The sequence below is a fragment of the Ruegeria sp. BHSA163 genome, assembly GCF_059613365.1.
The window spans coordinates 124,281-140,724 of record NZ_JBXWSJ010000004.1 but is presented as its reverse complement, the minus strand read 5'-3'; the positions used below and the strand labels follow the sequence as shown (position 1 = coordinate 140,724).

Annotated in this window: 13 protein-coding genes; 9 read left to right on the top strand and 4 right to left on the bottom strand. The window is 53.4% G+C overall.

Annotated features, from left to right (window positions below):
• Nucleotides 1–351, top strand: a 351-nt coding sequence (locus tag AC2FNV_RS03765; RefSeq protein ID WP_496772442.1) for an adenylate/guanylate cyclase domain-containing protein, incomplete at its 5' end; no start/stop codon positions are given.
• On the opposite strand, the gene AC2FNV_RS03760 is transcribed toward AC2FNV_RS03765, so the two are convergent.
• The 4 genes from AC2FNV_RS03760 to AC2FNV_RS03745 all read right to left on the bottom strand — a co-directional run bounded on the left by AC2FNV_RS03760 (nt 338) and on the right by AC2FNV_RS03745 (nt 3,169).
• Complete coding sequence (locus AC2FNV_RS03760) at nt 338–658, bottom strand: hypothetical protein (RefSeq protein WP_170608940.1); 321 nt, start codon at nt 656–658, stop codon at nt 338–340. The genes AC2FNV_RS03765 and AC2FNV_RS03760 overlap by 14 nt on opposite strands.
• Before the next feature lie 180 nt (nt 659–838).
• Complete coding sequence (locus tag AC2FNV_RS03755; RefSeq protein WP_437436832.1) at nt 839–1,201, bottom strand: MASE1 domain-containing protein; 363 nt, start codon at nt 1,199–1,201, stop codon at nt 839–841.
• Nucleotides 1,202–1,824: 623 nt separating this feature from the next.
• Entirely contained in the window at nt 1,825–2,856 is a 1,032-nt protein-coding gene (locus AC2FNV_RS03750; protein WP_170608938.1) for a glutamine synthetase beta-grasp domain-containing protein, read from the bottom strand.
• Nucleotides 2,857–2,944: 88 nt separating this feature from the next.
• A complete protein-coding gene (locus AC2FNV_RS03745; RefSeq protein WP_170608936.1) occupies nt 2,945–3,169 on the bottom strand; it encodes a hypothetical protein in 225 nt (74 codons plus the stop codon).
• Between the two features lie 134 nt (nt 3,170–3,303).
• Here AC2FNV_RS03745 and AC2FNV_RS03740 point away from each other — a divergent pair, with 134 nt between their 5' ends.
• The 8 genes from AC2FNV_RS03740 to AC2FNV_RS03705 all read left to right on the top strand — a co-directional run bounded on the left by AC2FNV_RS03740 (nt 3,304) and on the right by AC2FNV_RS03705 (nt 16,418).
• On the top strand, nt 3,304–5,295 hold the full coding sequence (locus AC2FNV_RS03740) for a cyclic nucleotide-binding domain-containing protein (RefSeq protein ID WP_170608934.1): 1,992 nt from the start codon (nt 3,304–3,306) through the stop codon (nt 5,293–5,295).
• Nucleotides 5,288–7,024 carry a hypothetical protein gene (locus AC2FNV_RS03735; RefSeq protein WP_496772439.1) on the top strand — a complete coding sequence of 579 codons (1,737 nt, stop codon included), beginning with the start codon at nt 5,288–5,290 and terminating at the stop codon, nt 7,022–7,024. Before AC2FNV_RS03740 ends, AC2FNV_RS03735 begins: the two co-directional genes overlap by 8 nt.
• Entirely contained in the window at nt 7,021–8,517 is a 1,497-nt protein-coding gene (locus AC2FNV_RS03730; protein WP_170611192.1) for a response regulator, read from the top strand. Before AC2FNV_RS03735 ends, AC2FNV_RS03730 begins: the two co-directional genes overlap by 4 nt.
• Before the next feature lie 48 nt (nt 8,518–8,565).
• Nucleotides 8,566–8,931, top strand: coding sequence for a response regulator (locus tag AC2FNV_RS03725; protein ID WP_085641541.1), 366 nt, complete (start codon nt 8,566–8,568; stop codon nt 8,929–8,931).
• Nucleotides 8,932–8,974: 43 nt separating this feature from the next.
• Nucleotides 8,975–10,225 carry an ammonium transporter gene (locus tag AC2FNV_RS03720; protein WP_496772437.1) on the top strand — a complete coding sequence of 417 codons (1,251 nt, stop codon included), beginning with the start codon at nt 8,975–8,977 and terminating at the stop codon, nt 10,223–10,225.
• 76 nt (nt 10,226–10,301) lie between these two features.
• Entirely contained in the window at nt 10,302–11,549 is a 1,248-nt protein-coding gene (locus AC2FNV_RS03715; RefSeq protein WP_170610966.1) for an ammonium transporter, read from the top strand.
• The gene (locus tag AC2FNV_RS03710; RefSeq protein ID WP_170607874.1) at nt 11,546–12,487 is read left to right on the top strand and encodes a type IV pili methyl-accepting chemotaxis transducer N-terminal domain-containing protein; all 942 of its coding nucleotides are present in this window, start codon (nt 11,546–11,548) and stop codon (nt 12,485–12,487) included. Before AC2FNV_RS03715 ends, AC2FNV_RS03710 begins: the two co-directional genes overlap by 4 nt.
• Before the next feature lie 13 nt (nt 12,488–12,500).
• Nucleotides 12,501–16,418, top strand: coding sequence for a response regulator (locus AC2FNV_RS03705; RefSeq protein WP_170607872.1), 3,918 nt, complete (start codon nt 12,501–12,503; stop codon nt 16,416–16,418).
• Nucleotides 16,419–16,444 lie beyond the last annotated feature (26 nt).

The window sequence follows — 16,444 nt, the reverse complement described above, 5'->3', positions numbered from 1 at the left end:
GTTTTTTCAATGAACCTGCTGGATACGCTTCGGACAACGGATTGGTTGGCGAAAGGCCTTCCGCGGGAAACAAACATACGGATCGGTATCCATACCGGTCCGGTATATCCCGCCAACGACAAAATCATCGCCCGCCAGAATTTTTTCGGAACCCACGTAAACAAAGCGGCGAGGATCGAACCGGTGGCAACGCCTGGTACGGTCTATTTGAGTGAACAGTGCGCCGCCTATATCGTGGCGGAAGACGACGATAAGCTGTCAGCGGATTATCTGGGTATCGTCCCTCTCGCCAAAGGCTTCGGAACCGACCGGATCTATCGGCTTCGACGCCGGTCCGTCATGGACTACTGACGCCCTCGCCTTCCATCTCGCCATGCTCGCGAACATCGAGGCCAGCAAGTTCCTCTTGCTTCGAAACTCTCAACACTCCCAGGCTTTTCATCCCCATGAAGAAAAGATAGATTGTGCCAAACGCCCAAGCCGAAATGACCAACGAGCCAAGAATTTGTGTTCCCAGCGCGTGGTCGCCGAAAATTCCGGTGGCAATGCCTCCCCAGAGACCGCACAGGCCGTGAACGGGCCAGGCGCCGACAGCATCGTCGATGCGGACTTTCTCCAGAAACAGATTGCCCAGAACGACCAAGACACCGGCATGCATGGGACAACAACGGGGCCACGCTCGTTTTCCTTTAGTTCTTTGTCCAGCTCGCCTGCGTCAATCCTGCTTCCCACTCGGCATTATCGTCGACATTTTCCCGGAGTTGCCGTCTCTCTGGCTTGTGGCTTCCAATCTTTTTCGCGCATTAATTCCTTTGAAAGCCTTAAGCTGAGCCGTCCGTTAGGACGCGGCCCTGTAGTATTCATGGTCTCTAAACATGTAATAAAGCAGGACGAACGAGCTAAACAAAAAGATCCCGACTGAATCCCCCACAACCCATCGCGCCCAAGTCTTCGCAAAGTCTGAAATGGGTACAATATCTGAGAAATATAGCGATCCGACACCAATTGCGGCGTTGACGGTTGCACTGATCACTGCTCCGAAGGTGCCTAGCTTTAGGGCTCTGAAAAAGATCGAAAGCTCACCCCAAGGGCCGAGAGTTCGCAGGGCCAAGGTGGCGATAATCGCTCCCAAGGCACTGCCGACTCCGATTCCAACGGCGGCTTGGATTGTTGAACCAAAAAAAGGTTGGAGATCAAAGATGCCAAAGCAACGCCTGGCCAGAGCCGCATATCTAAGTAGACCAACGCAACAAGTGCAGAGCCGGCCGGCAACCAGATGACCGCAACACCCGCGTTGTTAGCCGCCATTGTTAGGCTGAGTATGGCCAGAACGAAACTGACAAGGACATACACAACAAAGATGACGAGAAACTTTGGGCCAACAGCCAACCTGTTCCTCTGAGTCTCGCTCGTAGGCAATGTCGTTCCATTATTACTGTTCGAGTCAGTCCACATTCCTTGTTCCAAGGTTTCTGAGCTATGCCACCTGCTTTCTGCGAGTAGCTGATATTTCTGCTGTGCGAGGAAAGCTCCAAATCAAGACCAGCCGTCTCTTTTCAGCTCATTGGTGTTGCTCCCCTCAGCTGGATGCATTCAGAAGAACTCCAGCTTCGATTCCAGGACAAGGTTTCCTGCCGCATCAACAATATGGAACTACCCGTCTGTGCTCCAGCCGAGCTTCTCAGAGAGAGCCTGCATCTGGCCGCCAGTCAGATGCGCCGCATCTGTTACAGGCGCACGGCCGGAAACGTGCACCTACTTCCAGTCCTCGAACATCGTCTTCTGGATCTCGATCCTTGCCATACCTTACTCCAATCCTCCTAATCACACAGCCTTAAGCCCCTCTTCGTGAGCCACTTTGACGGTTCGCATTATGCGGTCGACAACGAGATAAGGATCGGCATCGGATGCCGGTCGCCGATCTTCCAAGTAGCCCTTCCAGTCATGCGTTGTAGTGTACAGTGGTATGCGAATTGATGCGCCTCGGTTCGACGCTCCAAAGCTAAACTCATCGATCGAGGCCGTTTCATGAGACCCAGTCAACCTTCGTTCGTTTCCTGCCCCGTAAACATCGATGTGATCCTGATGGAACGGACGAAACCCTTCGCATAGCGCCTCGACATAGTCCTTTCCACCGACATCGCGCAGGTAGTCATAGGAAAAGTTTGAGTGCATGCCAGAGCCGTTCCAATCCCCAGAGATCGGTTTCGGATCGAAAGTCGCTATCAGATCATATTTCTCAGATATAAGGTGCAGTAGAAAGCGAGCTATAATCAGGTCATCCGCAGCGCGAAGGGCCCCCTTTCCAAAACACTGAAATTCCCACTGACCCAGCATGACCTCGGCATTAGTCCCGGTCACACCCAAGTCGGCAGCAAGGCAGGCGTCCCAGTGTTCGTCGACCATTTCTCTTGCCTCAACGCGATGCGATCCGACGGCGCAGTAGTAGGGTCCCTGGGGCTCCGGAAAGCCACCATCCGGAAAGCCAACAGGTCGTCCATTTGAGGTCATCAAAATGTATTCCTGCTCAAAACCAAACCAGAATTCAGCTTCAGTTTCCCGATCGATGAGGTTTCGCGTGTTGGTTTCGTGGGGGCGTCCATCCCGATGAAAAACCTCGCACAAAACGAGGTAGGCGTTTTGCCTGAAGGGATTTGGATAGACCCGAACCGGCTGCAGAATGCAGTCAGAGTCATGGCCCTCCGCCTGCTGAGTAGAGCTGCCATCAAAGCCCCATTTCGGGGTCTCTTCAAGCGACCCGGTGTACGAACTATCCGGGTGGATTTGTGCTTTTGTCCGGATGTTTGTGACCTCGTAGCCATCCAGCCAAATGTAGTCGAGACGAGCGTTTGCCATTGTTTTCTCCTTAATTTTTGCCCTGTCCGTTCGTAAAGAATTGTCGGACCAGTGGCGAACTCTGTGCGGCCCTTATAGAAAGGGTCACCTAGTTTGGCGGATGCATTGGCCCGCGGATCATCCGCACAGCAACCGCCATCGCATGACGGCGGATGTGCTTATGTTCGTCGATGCCGCTAAGCGACACATCAAGCCACTCATCAACAGCCTTCTCCGTAACCGGCATCTTTTGAGCAGTCAGGCCAAGCACCGCTTCTATGGCTGCGGTGTAGCCGGCTTTAGTTTCGGCCTCGTCATCCCAGTTGAAAACCAAACGCTTCTCCCTCTCCGTAGCGTTTTGAGTCGACCTGCCCGCTCTCCACGAAAGCCTTCAGCAAATTGACACCCCTCACAAAACCGTTACATACTCAAATTCAATAATCAACATATACTCGGGGGGGCAAAAAAGTGGATACATTACAACAAGTTATCTCTGCCTTGGGTCTGTTCGGCCTCCTAGCCTGCTCCACCCTTTTGTTGGTGAGGATCGCGACAGTCTATGTGTCCGGGCGCGTTCACCGCATCCGAGCATCAGCGGAACTCATTGGCTTTCTGGTGTTTCTCGATTTCACGATCGGCCCCGGGCTTCGCTTCATAGGAGCTGAGTCGCTTGTCGCACCTTTAGAGAAAGCGGTTCTTGCAGCTACGGCTATCGGCGTCGCCTTTTTAGTGAACGGCGTAGTTCGCGTCGTTTTTTGGGATGGTCTACTCTCAGATCACGGTCAGAGGAAAGTCCCTGTTATTGTCACCGGAAGCGTCGGGGTTGCGATCTATCTTGCAGCCATCTTGCTGGTGATGCACTTCGTCTACGATGAGCCGGTCGGAGGTCTGCTGGCAACATCGGGCGTGGCGGCCCTTGTGCTTGGGTTTGCGGCGCAATCGACACTTAAGGAAGTTTTCTCTGGCGTTGCTCTTAATGCGACTCAGGCCTTGCGTCTAGGTGACTACGTCGAAATCGACGGAGTGTATGGTCAAGTTCACGAAATCAACTGGCGTTCGATCTCTGTCAAGAACCCACATACCAACTCTCTCTACATCTTTCCCAACAGTGGCGTCGCTGACCGAACTATCCTGAACTTCAGTGAACCTACCAGTCGTTTTCGATACTACCTCACTTTCACTTTGGAGCTGTCATCGCCTCCAGAGCTCGCCATTCGCGCTGTCGCGAAGGAACTCGAAAATTCGAGATTCGTTCGCCGCGACCCGAAACCTGATTTCAACTTGCTCGGATATACGAGTGAGGGGATTGAAGTGAGAGTTCGCTGGCATTTCGATGATGATGATCATTGGTGGGATGCCCAAAATGAAATGGTCATGGCCATCTGGAGTGCCATGAGGAAGCAACGGCTGCGCATCGCGATCAACCGCCATTGGCTTGGAACCGGCGACGAATGGGAGAAACTCGACCAGAGCAGCGCCGCTGATTTCGGGAAAGACAAGCTCGCCGACCAGTTCGGAAAATCAGAAATCTTCTCGGAATGCACTAAGGGAAATCTGGCTCATTTGGCCGATGCCGCCAGAATTCTGACGCTCAATCCACCGGCTTGCTTCTATGAGCCGGGCGGGCCATCAGATGGGCTCTATTTCGTCCTTAGCGGCAATGTCGCGCTTTATCAGCGCTTGGAAGATGATGGAGTGAACGAGGTCAAAGTGGAGAATTGCCCGAGTGGCGAGATATTTGGTCTGCAAAGCTTCCTGAATGACACACCTCGAATTTACCTAGCACAGGCGGAACAATATTCAGTTGTCGCACATCTTCCCGAGGACGCAATCCGAAGCTTGATATCCGACAGCCCTGAAATCCAACTCAAACTACAAGACGCACTCGCGCAGCGTGCTCCGCAACGCGAAGAGGATGCCAAGGTTGCTCACAAAGAACTTCTAGCAGCTCTGCATGCTGAAGAACGCCGCAAGCTTTCGGAAGAGCTACGACAGAACGTGGGAGAATTGCTGGAACGTCCGGCATTGCATCACTTCATGAGCCTTCTGTCATCCAAGGTTCGCCACGAAGATGTATTGAAGTCGACAATGGCAGGTGCTGCCATCATCGCGGCTTGCCGAGGCGACGTGGATGAGGATGAGGAACTGTTTCTCCGGCGAACTATGGCGGAGGCGGACTTGCTAAGACACATGGATTTGGATCACGGGTTGGAGCTGTTTCGTGAGTTTACGGCCTCAGAAGATGTTCTGGTGCGAGATGGGCGAGTTTTCGCGATGCTCGACCGGGCAAGCGAGATGAAAGGCGGATCACAAATCGCCCATGCGATTGCCGTCGGAATGACAGGCGTTCACGGAACGCCGACCCAGAAGGAATGCGAAGCGCTTGTGGACATCTCGAAACGACTCGGACTGGAGGCGCCAAAATGGGCACTAAACGTCGAGGGAGAGCTGAATGGGTGAGGGAGTGGCAAAATCAGGGTTTGTCTTCACCATTGGTCTTACAGGGCACCGTGTCATTCATCCTGAAGCCATTGCTGACATACGCGCGGCGCTAAAAAATGAGCTCGAGGCTATGCGGGAGCGGTTTGAAGCCCTTCCGGTTGAACTTGTCACTGGATTGGCTCAGGGCGCCGATACGCTCGCCACCGAGGTTGCGCTTGAGATCGGATTGCCCGTGCGCGCGGTTCTGCCGATGCCCCGCGCGCACTACGAGGCTGACTTTGACGGCGAAGCCCATTCCAACCTAATCAGACTATTGGAGGACGCACGCGTCAAAGTGCAGGAGTTACCACTCCCTCACGGGACTAGGGAGGACGACTGCAAAGAGGGCGCGTCTCGTGATGCCCTCTACGCGCGGCTCATGGATTACCTTGTCAGGCGTTCGAATGTCCTAGTTGCTCTTTGGGATGGAGAGGTGACGGGTCTGACTGGCGGATCTTCCGACGTTGTCGTTCGCTACCTCTCTGGTTCAGAGCCGCAGGCACGGCAGGCCCGCAAACTCGAAGCGGTTGGTGACGCCGGGTTGGCCGATGATCAATCGGACCTCGCAATTTGGATTGAAACGCCTAGGCAGGCGAGTGAAGTTGAGCACGGCGACGTGCAGACTAGCTATCTGGTACAGGCAGGTGCTACCGGCCTAATCTGTCGCCTGCCGCAATTCCCTGACTTCGTACTGGAGCGCTGGAGCGAGTTTGACCAGTATGCCATCGAACGTGATACAGCTATCGGCACCGATTTGACCGCTTATCCGATCTCGACCCCCGATGACATCAAGGTATCAGAAGTCACATCATCAATTGACGTGGATTTCGTCCGTGCGGATCAACTTGCCCTCGCAAATCAGCGTCAATCGGATCGTCTCTTTAAGCTCTTCGGCCTCATGGCCGCCCTGATGGGGCTGACATTTCTGCTCTATGCGAAGATTGCCGCATTGAAACTGTTTCTCATCGCTTATGTAGCTCTGTTTGCGGGAGGTTTCATACTTTTCGCCATTGGCTCGAAGCGCGGCTGGTTTGGACGTCACCTCGCCTTCCGTGCGCTGGCCGAGGCACTCCGCATCCGATTTTTCCTCGTATTGTCTGGAGGTGGTGCAACAGGCCAGACGCGGCGGCTTTTCCGACTGACCAGTATTGAGCGTTTCAAGGGCTTCGGATGGATTGGCGATGCAATCCGATGCACAGAACCTTTGACCTACGAAAGCACTGTGCCTGCGAAAGAACGGGTTGCGGCGGCATCAGAAAGATGGGTCAAGGATCAAGCGGCATATTTTGCGCGAAAGCATCACCAGTTACACGGTGAGCACGAGCGTCTCGAAACAGTAAAGAAATTCCTGTTTCTCGCAGCGTTTCTCGGTGCCGTCTCGCTGCTCTTCTTCAAGAAGTCACTCTACGGTTTCCATATCGGCGACCTCGATGGCAAGACCCTTGTCGTCTTCCTCATGGGGCTTTTGCCGCTTTGGCTTGCAATATGGGAAATCTACCAAACGAAGATGGCGACGCGTGAACTGCTCTGGCAGTACGCAAATCAGGGAGAGCTGTTCGAACTTGCAGAGCGGCGTCTCGAAGCGATTTCCGATCCTATCTATGCCCAGGATGTGATCGCGGATTTAGCCGAACGCTCGCTCATGGACGTAGTCCAGTGGAGCACGCACCGCTACCACCGCGAACATGAGCCGCCATCAGCAGGATGATGAAGAAAGTGGAGGATAGCAGCGCTTTCAAAGCACAACTGTCCAAGTTGCGCCACGACATTCGCACACCGGTAGGCCATATCATCGGCTACGCCGAGATGATTGAGGAGGATCTACCGCCTGATCTCCTGAAGACATTTTCGGGAGACCTGCAAGCCATCCAGAATGCAGGCCAAAAAATGCTTGCTCTTATAGAAGATTTCTTGGGAGCCACGACGGCGTCGCCTGAAGAAGTCAATGTAAGCGAGGCTCAGTTTCAGTTTCGAATGCAACTCAACCACATAAACGGCTATTCGGAAATGATCTTCGAGGAGGCGACAGACCTCGACGAAAACGAGTTTATCTCTGATATTGAAAAAATTTCTGGAGCGGGCCGGGCTGCTTTGAAATTGGTTGAAGCGATCCCGCAGCGTCTACTTGAAAAAAGCGCCTATAAAGAAACTAGTCCAAAGAAAAAAAACATACCCACTACTGAGCAGAACACTCAGGTTATCACCAGCGAAATCGGCCAAGGCGGAGAAATTCTGGTCGTCGACGATGACATTTCCAACCGAGAATTGCTCAAGCGGCGCGTAAAACGCATGGGCTACTCCGCACGGGTAGTTTCCAGCGGTGAGGAGGCTCTTGCCCTACTTGAAACTGAGCGATTTGATCTCGTCCTGCTCGACTACATGATGCCCGGCCTGTCGGGTCTTGAGACCCTGCAACGAATGAAGTCGTCATCTCGCCTGCGCACAATCCCAGTCATCATGTTATCTGCATCTGATGATATCGGGATGATGGTCGAATGTATCCTACAAGGTGCAGAAGACTACATCTTCAAGCCTTTCAATCCAATCCTGCTTCAAGCTCGGATCAGCGCATGCCTCGAAAAGGTGCGCCTGCGTCAGAACATATCAAGGCAGTTCCGGATTTTTATATCCTCACCAGGCGACGTCATTCCTGAGCGGCGAGTGGCAAAGACTGTGATTGGGCGTCTCAACGAGGAGTTTTTTGGACGTGCCTATTTGATCCCAATCCTCTGGGAAGAGGAGCCCATGCTGGCTTCTGAGACCTTCCAGGCTCAGATCCACCCACCGCATGAGACGGAAATCTACGTTGGTATCCTTTGGTCTCGCATCGGCTCACCTCTGCCCGATACGATCCTGAGACCCGACGGAACCCGATATGAGTCTGGTACGGCATTCGAATTCGAGGACGCCCTAAGCGGTTTCAAGCAGCAAGGCTCTCCGGAGATGCTACTCTACCGAAAACAGGGGGCACCAACGTTGTCGCTCGAGGATCGTGACGTGGTTCTCGACAGGCTCGACCAGATCGACAAGCTCAGCCAGTATCTCGATCGCTGGCTTATTGGCGAAGACGGCTCCTATATCGGAGCCTTTCATATGTTTGAAACCGAGGAACAGCTCGACACGATGCTCGAGATGCATCTGCGAAAACTCGTTGAGGCTCGGCTAGCAGAAGATACGTCGGCGCGAACAGACGCCGCCTGAGGCGTCGTTCCGATGATCCGGTGAAGAAGAAAAGGAAGGGAAGACAAGATGGCAAAAATTCTTCTGGTTGAAGACAATGAGATGAACCGAGACATGCTGTCTCGCAGGCTCAAGAAGAAGGGCTACGACGTCGTCATGGCGTTTGACGGCCAGCGCGGTGTCGAGATGGCCTCAGAGGAAAGTCCCGACATTATTCTGCTCGATATGAGCCTTCCGGTGATGGATGGCTGGGACGCAGCACGCCACCTCAAAGCCAGCGACCAAACAAAGAGCATTCCGGTTATCGCGCTGACTGCACATGCTATGGCTGGTGATCGCGACAAGGCTCTGGGTGCTGGCTGCGACGACTACGACACCAAGCCAGTCGACATAAAGCGACTTCTAGAAAAGATTGAAGGGTGGCTGAACGCGTGACGAGGCAAGGTTCTCATAGGCGCAAGCTCTGGTTGGTTGCCTGATGGCGGACGTCGATCTGCTCTGGGTCATTTTTGCCAGTGCCCTGGTCTTTTTGATGCAGGGTGGTTTCTTGTGCCTAGAGAGTGGGATGACGCGCTCAAAAAATAGCATCAACGTCGCGATCAAGAACCTCGCGGATTTCTGTCTGTCTACGCTTGTATTCTGGACGCTCGGCTTTGGGCTTATGTTTGGGCTGAGCTATCAAGGGTGGATCGGATCGGATCTGTTCTCCCTCGACTTTGCAAAGGCCTCCCCGTCTCTTGCTGTCTTCTTCTTATTCCAGGTGATGTTTTGTGGTGCCGCGGTCACGATCCTCTCGGGGATTGTCGCCGAGCGGATGAAGTTCGGGGCCTATCTCTTCGTCGCTGTGATCGTATCGGGGTTCCTCTACCCGATTGCAGGGCACTGGAGCTGGGCTGGCCTTGACGGCACAGGTGGATCGGGCTGGCTTGCAGAGTTGGGTTTTGTGGATTTTGCCGGGTCGACGGTGGTTCACAGCGTTGGGGGTTGGGCGGGCCTCGCGCTCGTCTTGATTGTGGGCCCGCGCTTGGGGCGCTTTGATGACGGCTCTGGCGCCCACACTATCACCCCTTCGAACATGCCCACCGCCACACTTGGGGCTCTTCTTCTCTTCATCGGCTGGCTGGGCTTCAATGGCGGAAGCACATTGGTGCTGGACGAAACTGTACCTTCTATTCTCATCAACACGGTCGTCGGAGGATGTGTCGGTGCTATCTCGGCCGGGGGGCTTCGCTACGCGGTCAATCAGCGGCTCGACGTGGATCAGTTCATCAATGGCGCACTAGGCGGACTTGTTGCGGTTACCGCGAACTGTTTCGCCGTCTCGACAGGGTCCGCCGCCCTGATTGGCCTGGTTGGTGGCATGATTGTCGTCTTCTTCAGCCAGATCCTCGAAACCCTGAAGATCGACGATGCGGTCGGAGCAATCCCTGTGCACCTGGGGGCCGGGATATGGGGCACTCTGGCGACTGGCCTCTACGGCGATCTCGAAACCCTTGGCACAGGGCTGAGCCGCCTCGAACAGATCGGTGTTCAAGGTCTGGGCGTGCTTGTCTATGGCATCTGGACCTTCGGAGTGGCCCTTCTCGTATTCTCGGCTGGTAACGCGGTTTTCCGGTTCAGGGTAACCGAAGAGGAAGAGATCGCAGGGCTCAATATCTCAGAACATGGGATGCAGCACGAAAGTGAGTTGCCGATTGTAGAAAGACATTTCTTGGAGAGCCCTAGATGAAACTTCTTAAGGCTCGAGATTTCGCGAATGTAAAGCGGTTGCAAGGCCCTCGCTTTTTCCAGAAGAGGATCGATTGATGGAGGGCATTGATCTGCTTTGGGTGGCCATCGCCACTACGCTATTGTTCTTAATGCAAGCGGGCTTTCTTTGCCTCGAAACCGGAATGACCCGGTCGAAAAATAATATCAACGTCGCCATCAAGAACTTCTGTGACTTCTGTGTTTCGGCTCTGACGTTCTGGTTCCTGGGCTTCGGACTGATGTATGGTCTGAGCTATCAAGGGTGGATCGGATCGGATCTGTTCTCCCTCGACTTTGCAAAGGCCTCCCCGTCTCTTGCTGTCTTCTTCTTGTTCCAGGTGATGTTATGCGCGACGTCGGTCACGATCCTCTCGGGGATTGTCGCCGAGCGGATGAAGTTCGGGGCCTATCTTTTTGTCGCTGTGATCGTATCGGGGTTCCTCTACCCGATTGCAGGGCACTGGAGCTGGGCTGGGCGATTGTCCGAGGGGTCAGGCTGGCTTGCAGAGTTGGGTTTTGTGGATTTTGCCGGGTCGACGGTGGTTCACAGCGTTGGGGGTTGGGCGGGCCTCGCGCTCGTCTTGATTGTGGGCCCGCGCTTGGGGCGCTTTGATGACGGCTCTGGCGCCCACACTATCACCCCTTCGAACATGCCCACCGCCACACTTGGGGCTCTTCTTCTCTTCATCGGCTGGCTGGGCTTCAATGGCGGAAGCACATTGGTGCTGGACGAAACTGTACCTTCTATTCTCATCAACACGGTCGTCGGAGGATGTGTCGGTGCTATCTCGGCCGGGGGGCTTCGCTACGCGGTCAATCAGCGGCTCGACGTGGATCAGTTCATCAATGGCGCACTAGGCGGACTTGTTGCGGTTACCGCGAACTGTTTCGCCGTCTCGACAGGGTCCGCCGCCCTGATTGGCCTGGTTGGTGGCATGATTGTCGTCTTCTTCAGCCAGATCCTCGAAACCCTGAAGATCGACGATGCGGTCGGAGCAATCCCTGTGCACCTGGGGGCCGGGATATGGGGCACTCTGGCGACTGGCCTCTACGGCGATCTCGAAACCCTTGGCACAGGGCTGAGCCGCCTCGAACAGATCGGTGTTCAAGGTCTGGGCGTGCTTGTCTATGGCATCTGGACCTTCGGAGTGGCCCTTCTCGTATTCTCGGCTGGTAACGCGGTTTTCCGGTTCAGGGTAACCGAAGAGGAAGAGATCGCAGGGCTCAATATCGCAGAGCTTGGGATTCATCATGAGAGCGAGCTGCAAGCTTCAATATCAACGCCCGTTGGAACACGGCCATGAACAAGAACTCTGCCAACAAAACGGGAAATGGTGGAATGGAGGCTTCCCAGAACCTCTTCAAGCGCCGAGCGATGCTCATGGGTGGGGGCATCTTTGCCTCGATGCTTTTTGTAAATCCGACGGATCTCCTCGCGCAAGCGGAGCGTTCTGATGGGCCCCGCAGAATCAACTTGTCAGGCCGCCAGCGGATGCTGATCCAGCGAGCCGGAAAGTTTGTCTGTCTTGCCTATCAGAACCCCGATCCAGCCCCACTTCTAGCGGCTGCTGCAGAGACACTGGCGCTTCATCAGACAGCCGAAGCTGGGCTGAAGGACGGAGACGAAGAGCTCGGACTTGAGCCGGAAACCAATGCCTCGGTTTTGAGTGCGCTGACACGAGCGAACAATGCCTTTGCCCCGTATGGTCAGACCATACGTGATGCAATCGAGCGCCGACGCGTCGAGCAAGAGCATCTTCAGGCGATTTCGGACCTCAACGGTCCTGCCCTTACCGAAATGGATGCCGCGGTCAACCTGATCGAGAGGGTCTACAAAAGCGCAGAGCTATCCGAGCAGATGGCAATGCTCATCAATATCTCGGGTCGACAGCGCATGTTCACTCAAAGATTGGTTTTGCTGTCGTGCCTGACGCGGAGTTCCGCGATATCAGGTGACACTCGCCAGGAACTTTTCAGAACCATGAACAGGTTAAGCCTATCGCTGAATATTCTGAACCGGGTAACCCCCGAAGCGCTGCAAGGCGCAAAATCACAGCCGATCATTGAACGTCTCAACTCAGTTCGAGTTGACTGGGCTGCGCTAAAGGAGCGCATCTCAACGGCCAAACGGATCACAGAAGAAGGGTCAGCAGAACATAACCTGCATCTCAACGAAAGAGTAGAAGAACTTCTCACGAGGATGAACGAAATCGTCCTGCTTTATGAAGAGGCCGCCGAATGAAGGGAACCCAGATATGACGACTGAAAGGCAAACACCACGGCTGGGGTTGACGATCGGCACCAAGCTGGCGGCAATCAGCATAGTCATATCCATGGCTGCTGTCTGTATCGCGGCCGTATTGGCTGGATACTCGTCAAACGAAGCCCTGAAGCGTGCGGCGTTCGAAAGACTGACAGCCGTCCGCGAACTTAAGGCGCAGCAAATTGAAGGCTATTTTTCGCAAGTCGAGAATGAGCTCACGTTTCTTTCGCAAAGTGCGTCGTTAAAAGATCTTCTTCAACAACTTCGGCGAGGGATAGTTTATCTGAAAACATCCGAAGATCTTGTAGCGCAAGAATATCAAGACGATCTGATTCAATTCTATCTTGAGGACTTTCGTGGGCGGTATGAGGCGGAAACAGGAACCCGCGCCGACGACGCGGTCATTGATAGCTTGTTGCCAAATGATCCCTTGGCGGCATTTCTTCAGAACCAGTACATTGTTGATCCACGACTTGTGAATGAGGCGCAGTTTGAAACATATTTTGGGTCTGCATTTTCAAGATTGGATCAGCCATTAAGCGAATTTCAAAACGAATTCGGTTTTTACGACGTCTTTCTGATCGAGCCTGATGATGGGCGCATCGTGTACTCCGTTGAACGTGAAATTGATTTTGGCACGAGCCTATTCGACGGCCCGCATTCAAACACGAACCTCGCACGAGCAGTAACGGCAGCGATGGCTGCCAGACCTGGTCAAGTCATTTTCGCCGATTTCGAACCGTATGTCCCTTCATTCGATGCACCGGCGGCTTTCGCCGCTCTGCCCGTTTACGATGGGCCAATTCCAATTGGGGTGCTTGCCGTACAACTTCCTCTCAGCGGGATCAACGCGATCATGACTTCCAACGAGGCATGGAGCGATGTTGGTTTGGGTAAATCTGGCGAAACATATCTTGTTGGCCGTGACAAGCTCTTGCGCAATCAGTCAAGATTCCTGATCGAAGATCGCGAAGAATATCTGAAGTTGATCGAAGAGGTTGGCAGTTCGAGCTCGACCTTAGACCAGATTGAGCGCACCAACAGTTCGGTCGGCCTGCAAGAGGTCGACACTATTGGAACGCGGGCAGCTCTCGCAGGAAGCACCGGAACAGAAATCTTTCCCGACTACAGAAATGTCGAGGTCTTGTCCTCTTATCGTCCGCTTGAGTTGTCGGGACTAGATTGGGTCATTATGAGCGAGATCGATCGCGAAGAAGCCCTGCGCGATGCGGACCAACTGATTGACCGACTGATCTTGGTTGCCTCGATAGTTCTGGCCATCGCAATCTATGCTTCCTATCTATTTTCAATTTCGCTTACACGACCGCTTAGATTACTGTCTGGCAGCGCCGCGAGATTAACTGCTGGTGAATTGGACGAGCCCATTGAGGTGCAGACAAGCGACGAGATCGGCGACCTCGCGCAGAATTTCGAAGCGTTACGCCTATCGATCATTCAGTCTCTTGAGGAAGTTGAAAACCAAAAGTCGAACTTGGAAACAACCGTGGCTGCACGAACGACCGAACTAGACGAAGCATCGGCTCAGCTTCAGCTTGCCTTGTCGAACATGTCGAACGGCATCTACATGCTCGATGCCGACATGAATTATGTCCTGGCAAATGAGCGTTACACCGAAATGTTTGCTCTACCGCCACGTCTGGTCGAACCAGGACAGCCTGAAGAGGAGGTCATTCGCTGGCACGCTGAAAACGGTGACTACGGGCCCGGAGATACTGAACAGCTAATTCGTACACGGTTGGAAGCTCTCGCCGAGGGTCACTCGTCGAACGTTGTCCTAAGTACCGCGGCAGGTCGAACGATTGAAATCAGGACGACGCCAATCAGCGGCGGAGGACTGGTCGGGGTCGTCACGGATATCACCACAATTAAGCGCAATGAGGCCGAGCTCCTCACGCAGAATGAAAACCTGAAGAAGATACAAAGCGATCTCGCGTTCAGTGAGCAGAGAATATCGAAGATTATTGAAGCCAGTCCCATTGGTATCGTTTCGATCAACAGAACAGGGACCATTGAGACATTCAGCTCGGCTGCTGAGCAGATATTTGGTTACTACGCGTCGGACGTCATTGGAAAGAACATCAAGATCCTGATGGAAACACACGTGGCCGTTGAGCACGACCTTTATCTCGAACGCCGTATTCATGGCGCGTCGTCAACGGTCGTTGGTCAAAGTCGGATCGTCAACGCCGTTCGAAAAGATGGGTCGGTATTTAAACTGGAAGCGCGGGTTGAAGAAGTTCAAGTCGGAGATGAAATCTTCTATATCGGGCTTGTTGAGGACATAACTGAACGCCTTGAACTTGAACGGCAAGCCGAGGAGGCGCGCGAGCAGGCCGAACGAGCCAATGAGGCCAAGAGCGCGTTCCTTGCAAATATGAGCCATGAACTTCGCACACCGATGAATGCGATCATTGGATACTCAGAGATGTTGGCTGAGGATGCTGAAGATGACGGGCTGGAAGAGATGCTCGGCGATCTGAACAAGATCACCAACGCTGGCAAGCATCTATTGTCCCTGATCAACGACGTTCTCGACCTCTCCAAGATCGAAGCTGGAAAAATGGAGCTTTTCCTTGAAGATATCGCCGTCAAGGACATTGCCGAAGACGTTGCCAGTACAGCACTCAGCCTTATCGAAAAGAATGCCAATGAACTCATTCTGGATATCGATCAGGATTTAGGCACCATGCACGGCGATGTAACGAAAATTCGTCAGATTCTCTTCAATCTGATCTCCAACGCAGCGAAGTTCGCAAAGGAAGGAAAGATTACTCTTTCCGCAAACGCGGCCTCCATATCGAATGAACCTGCAATTCAGTTTGCTGTTGCCGATACAGGAATCGGCATTCCTGAAGACAAAATTGAGCATATCTTCTCGGAGTTTTCTCAGGCGGATGAATCTACCACGCGTGACTATGGCGGAACCGGCCTGGGGCTCGCGCTCGTGAAAAGATTCTGCGAAATGATGGGTGGCAGCATCCGTGTCGAAAGTACTGTTGGAAAGGGTTCGAGTTTTATCGTCACGCTGCCGAAGAAAGCCAAAAAGAAGCATGCAGGTCTTGAAGAGGAGGCGAGCATTTCGGATGCAACGCCCGAGGATTATTCATCGGGCCCGGACACAAAAACCTCTTTAAATCAACCAATTGAAGAGGCATCATCTCTGAACACGGTCCTTGTCATTGATGATGAGGCATCAGCTCGAGAGCTGCTCAAGAAACGCCTGGAAGCGGAGGGTTGTACAGTTCTTTTAGCCAAGAGTGGCGGTGAAGGCCTTGAACTTGCGGCGAAGCACCACCCTTCTCTCATAACACTCGACGTCATGATGCCTGGAATGGACGGATGGACAGTGCTTCGTAAGCTGAAGGCTGACAACAATCTCAAGGATATTCCGGTAGTCATGATTTCGATGGTTGGAGACAAGGCCATGAGCTATTCACTTGGTGCCGTTGAATCCCTTCAAAAACCTGTTGACCGAGGCAAGCTGTCGGGGCTTGTCAAAAAGTATGCGTCGAAAGGTCAAAAGACAGTACTTGTCGTTGAAGACGATCCGGCTGCCCGCGAAACTATTGTGCGCACGCTTCAAGGCGACGGCTGGAAAGTCGATGAAGCGGAGAATGGAAAAATAGCACTTGGAAAAACAGAAAAACATGAATTCGAACTTATTCTGCTTGATCTTATGATGCCGGTCATGGACGGCTTTGAGTTTCTCGAGCGCCTCAGATCAAGCGAACACCTCTCAGCCAATTGCCCAATAATTATTGTTACAGCGATGGAACTGAACACCGAAGACCACAAACGCCTACAGACTAGTGTTACCGATGTCGTGCAAAAGTCTGGCGGAGATGTGGAGGGCGTATTGGAAGAAATACTCTCGCTGGTTCATCGATAAAGCGTAAGGGATTCTTGATTTGAAAG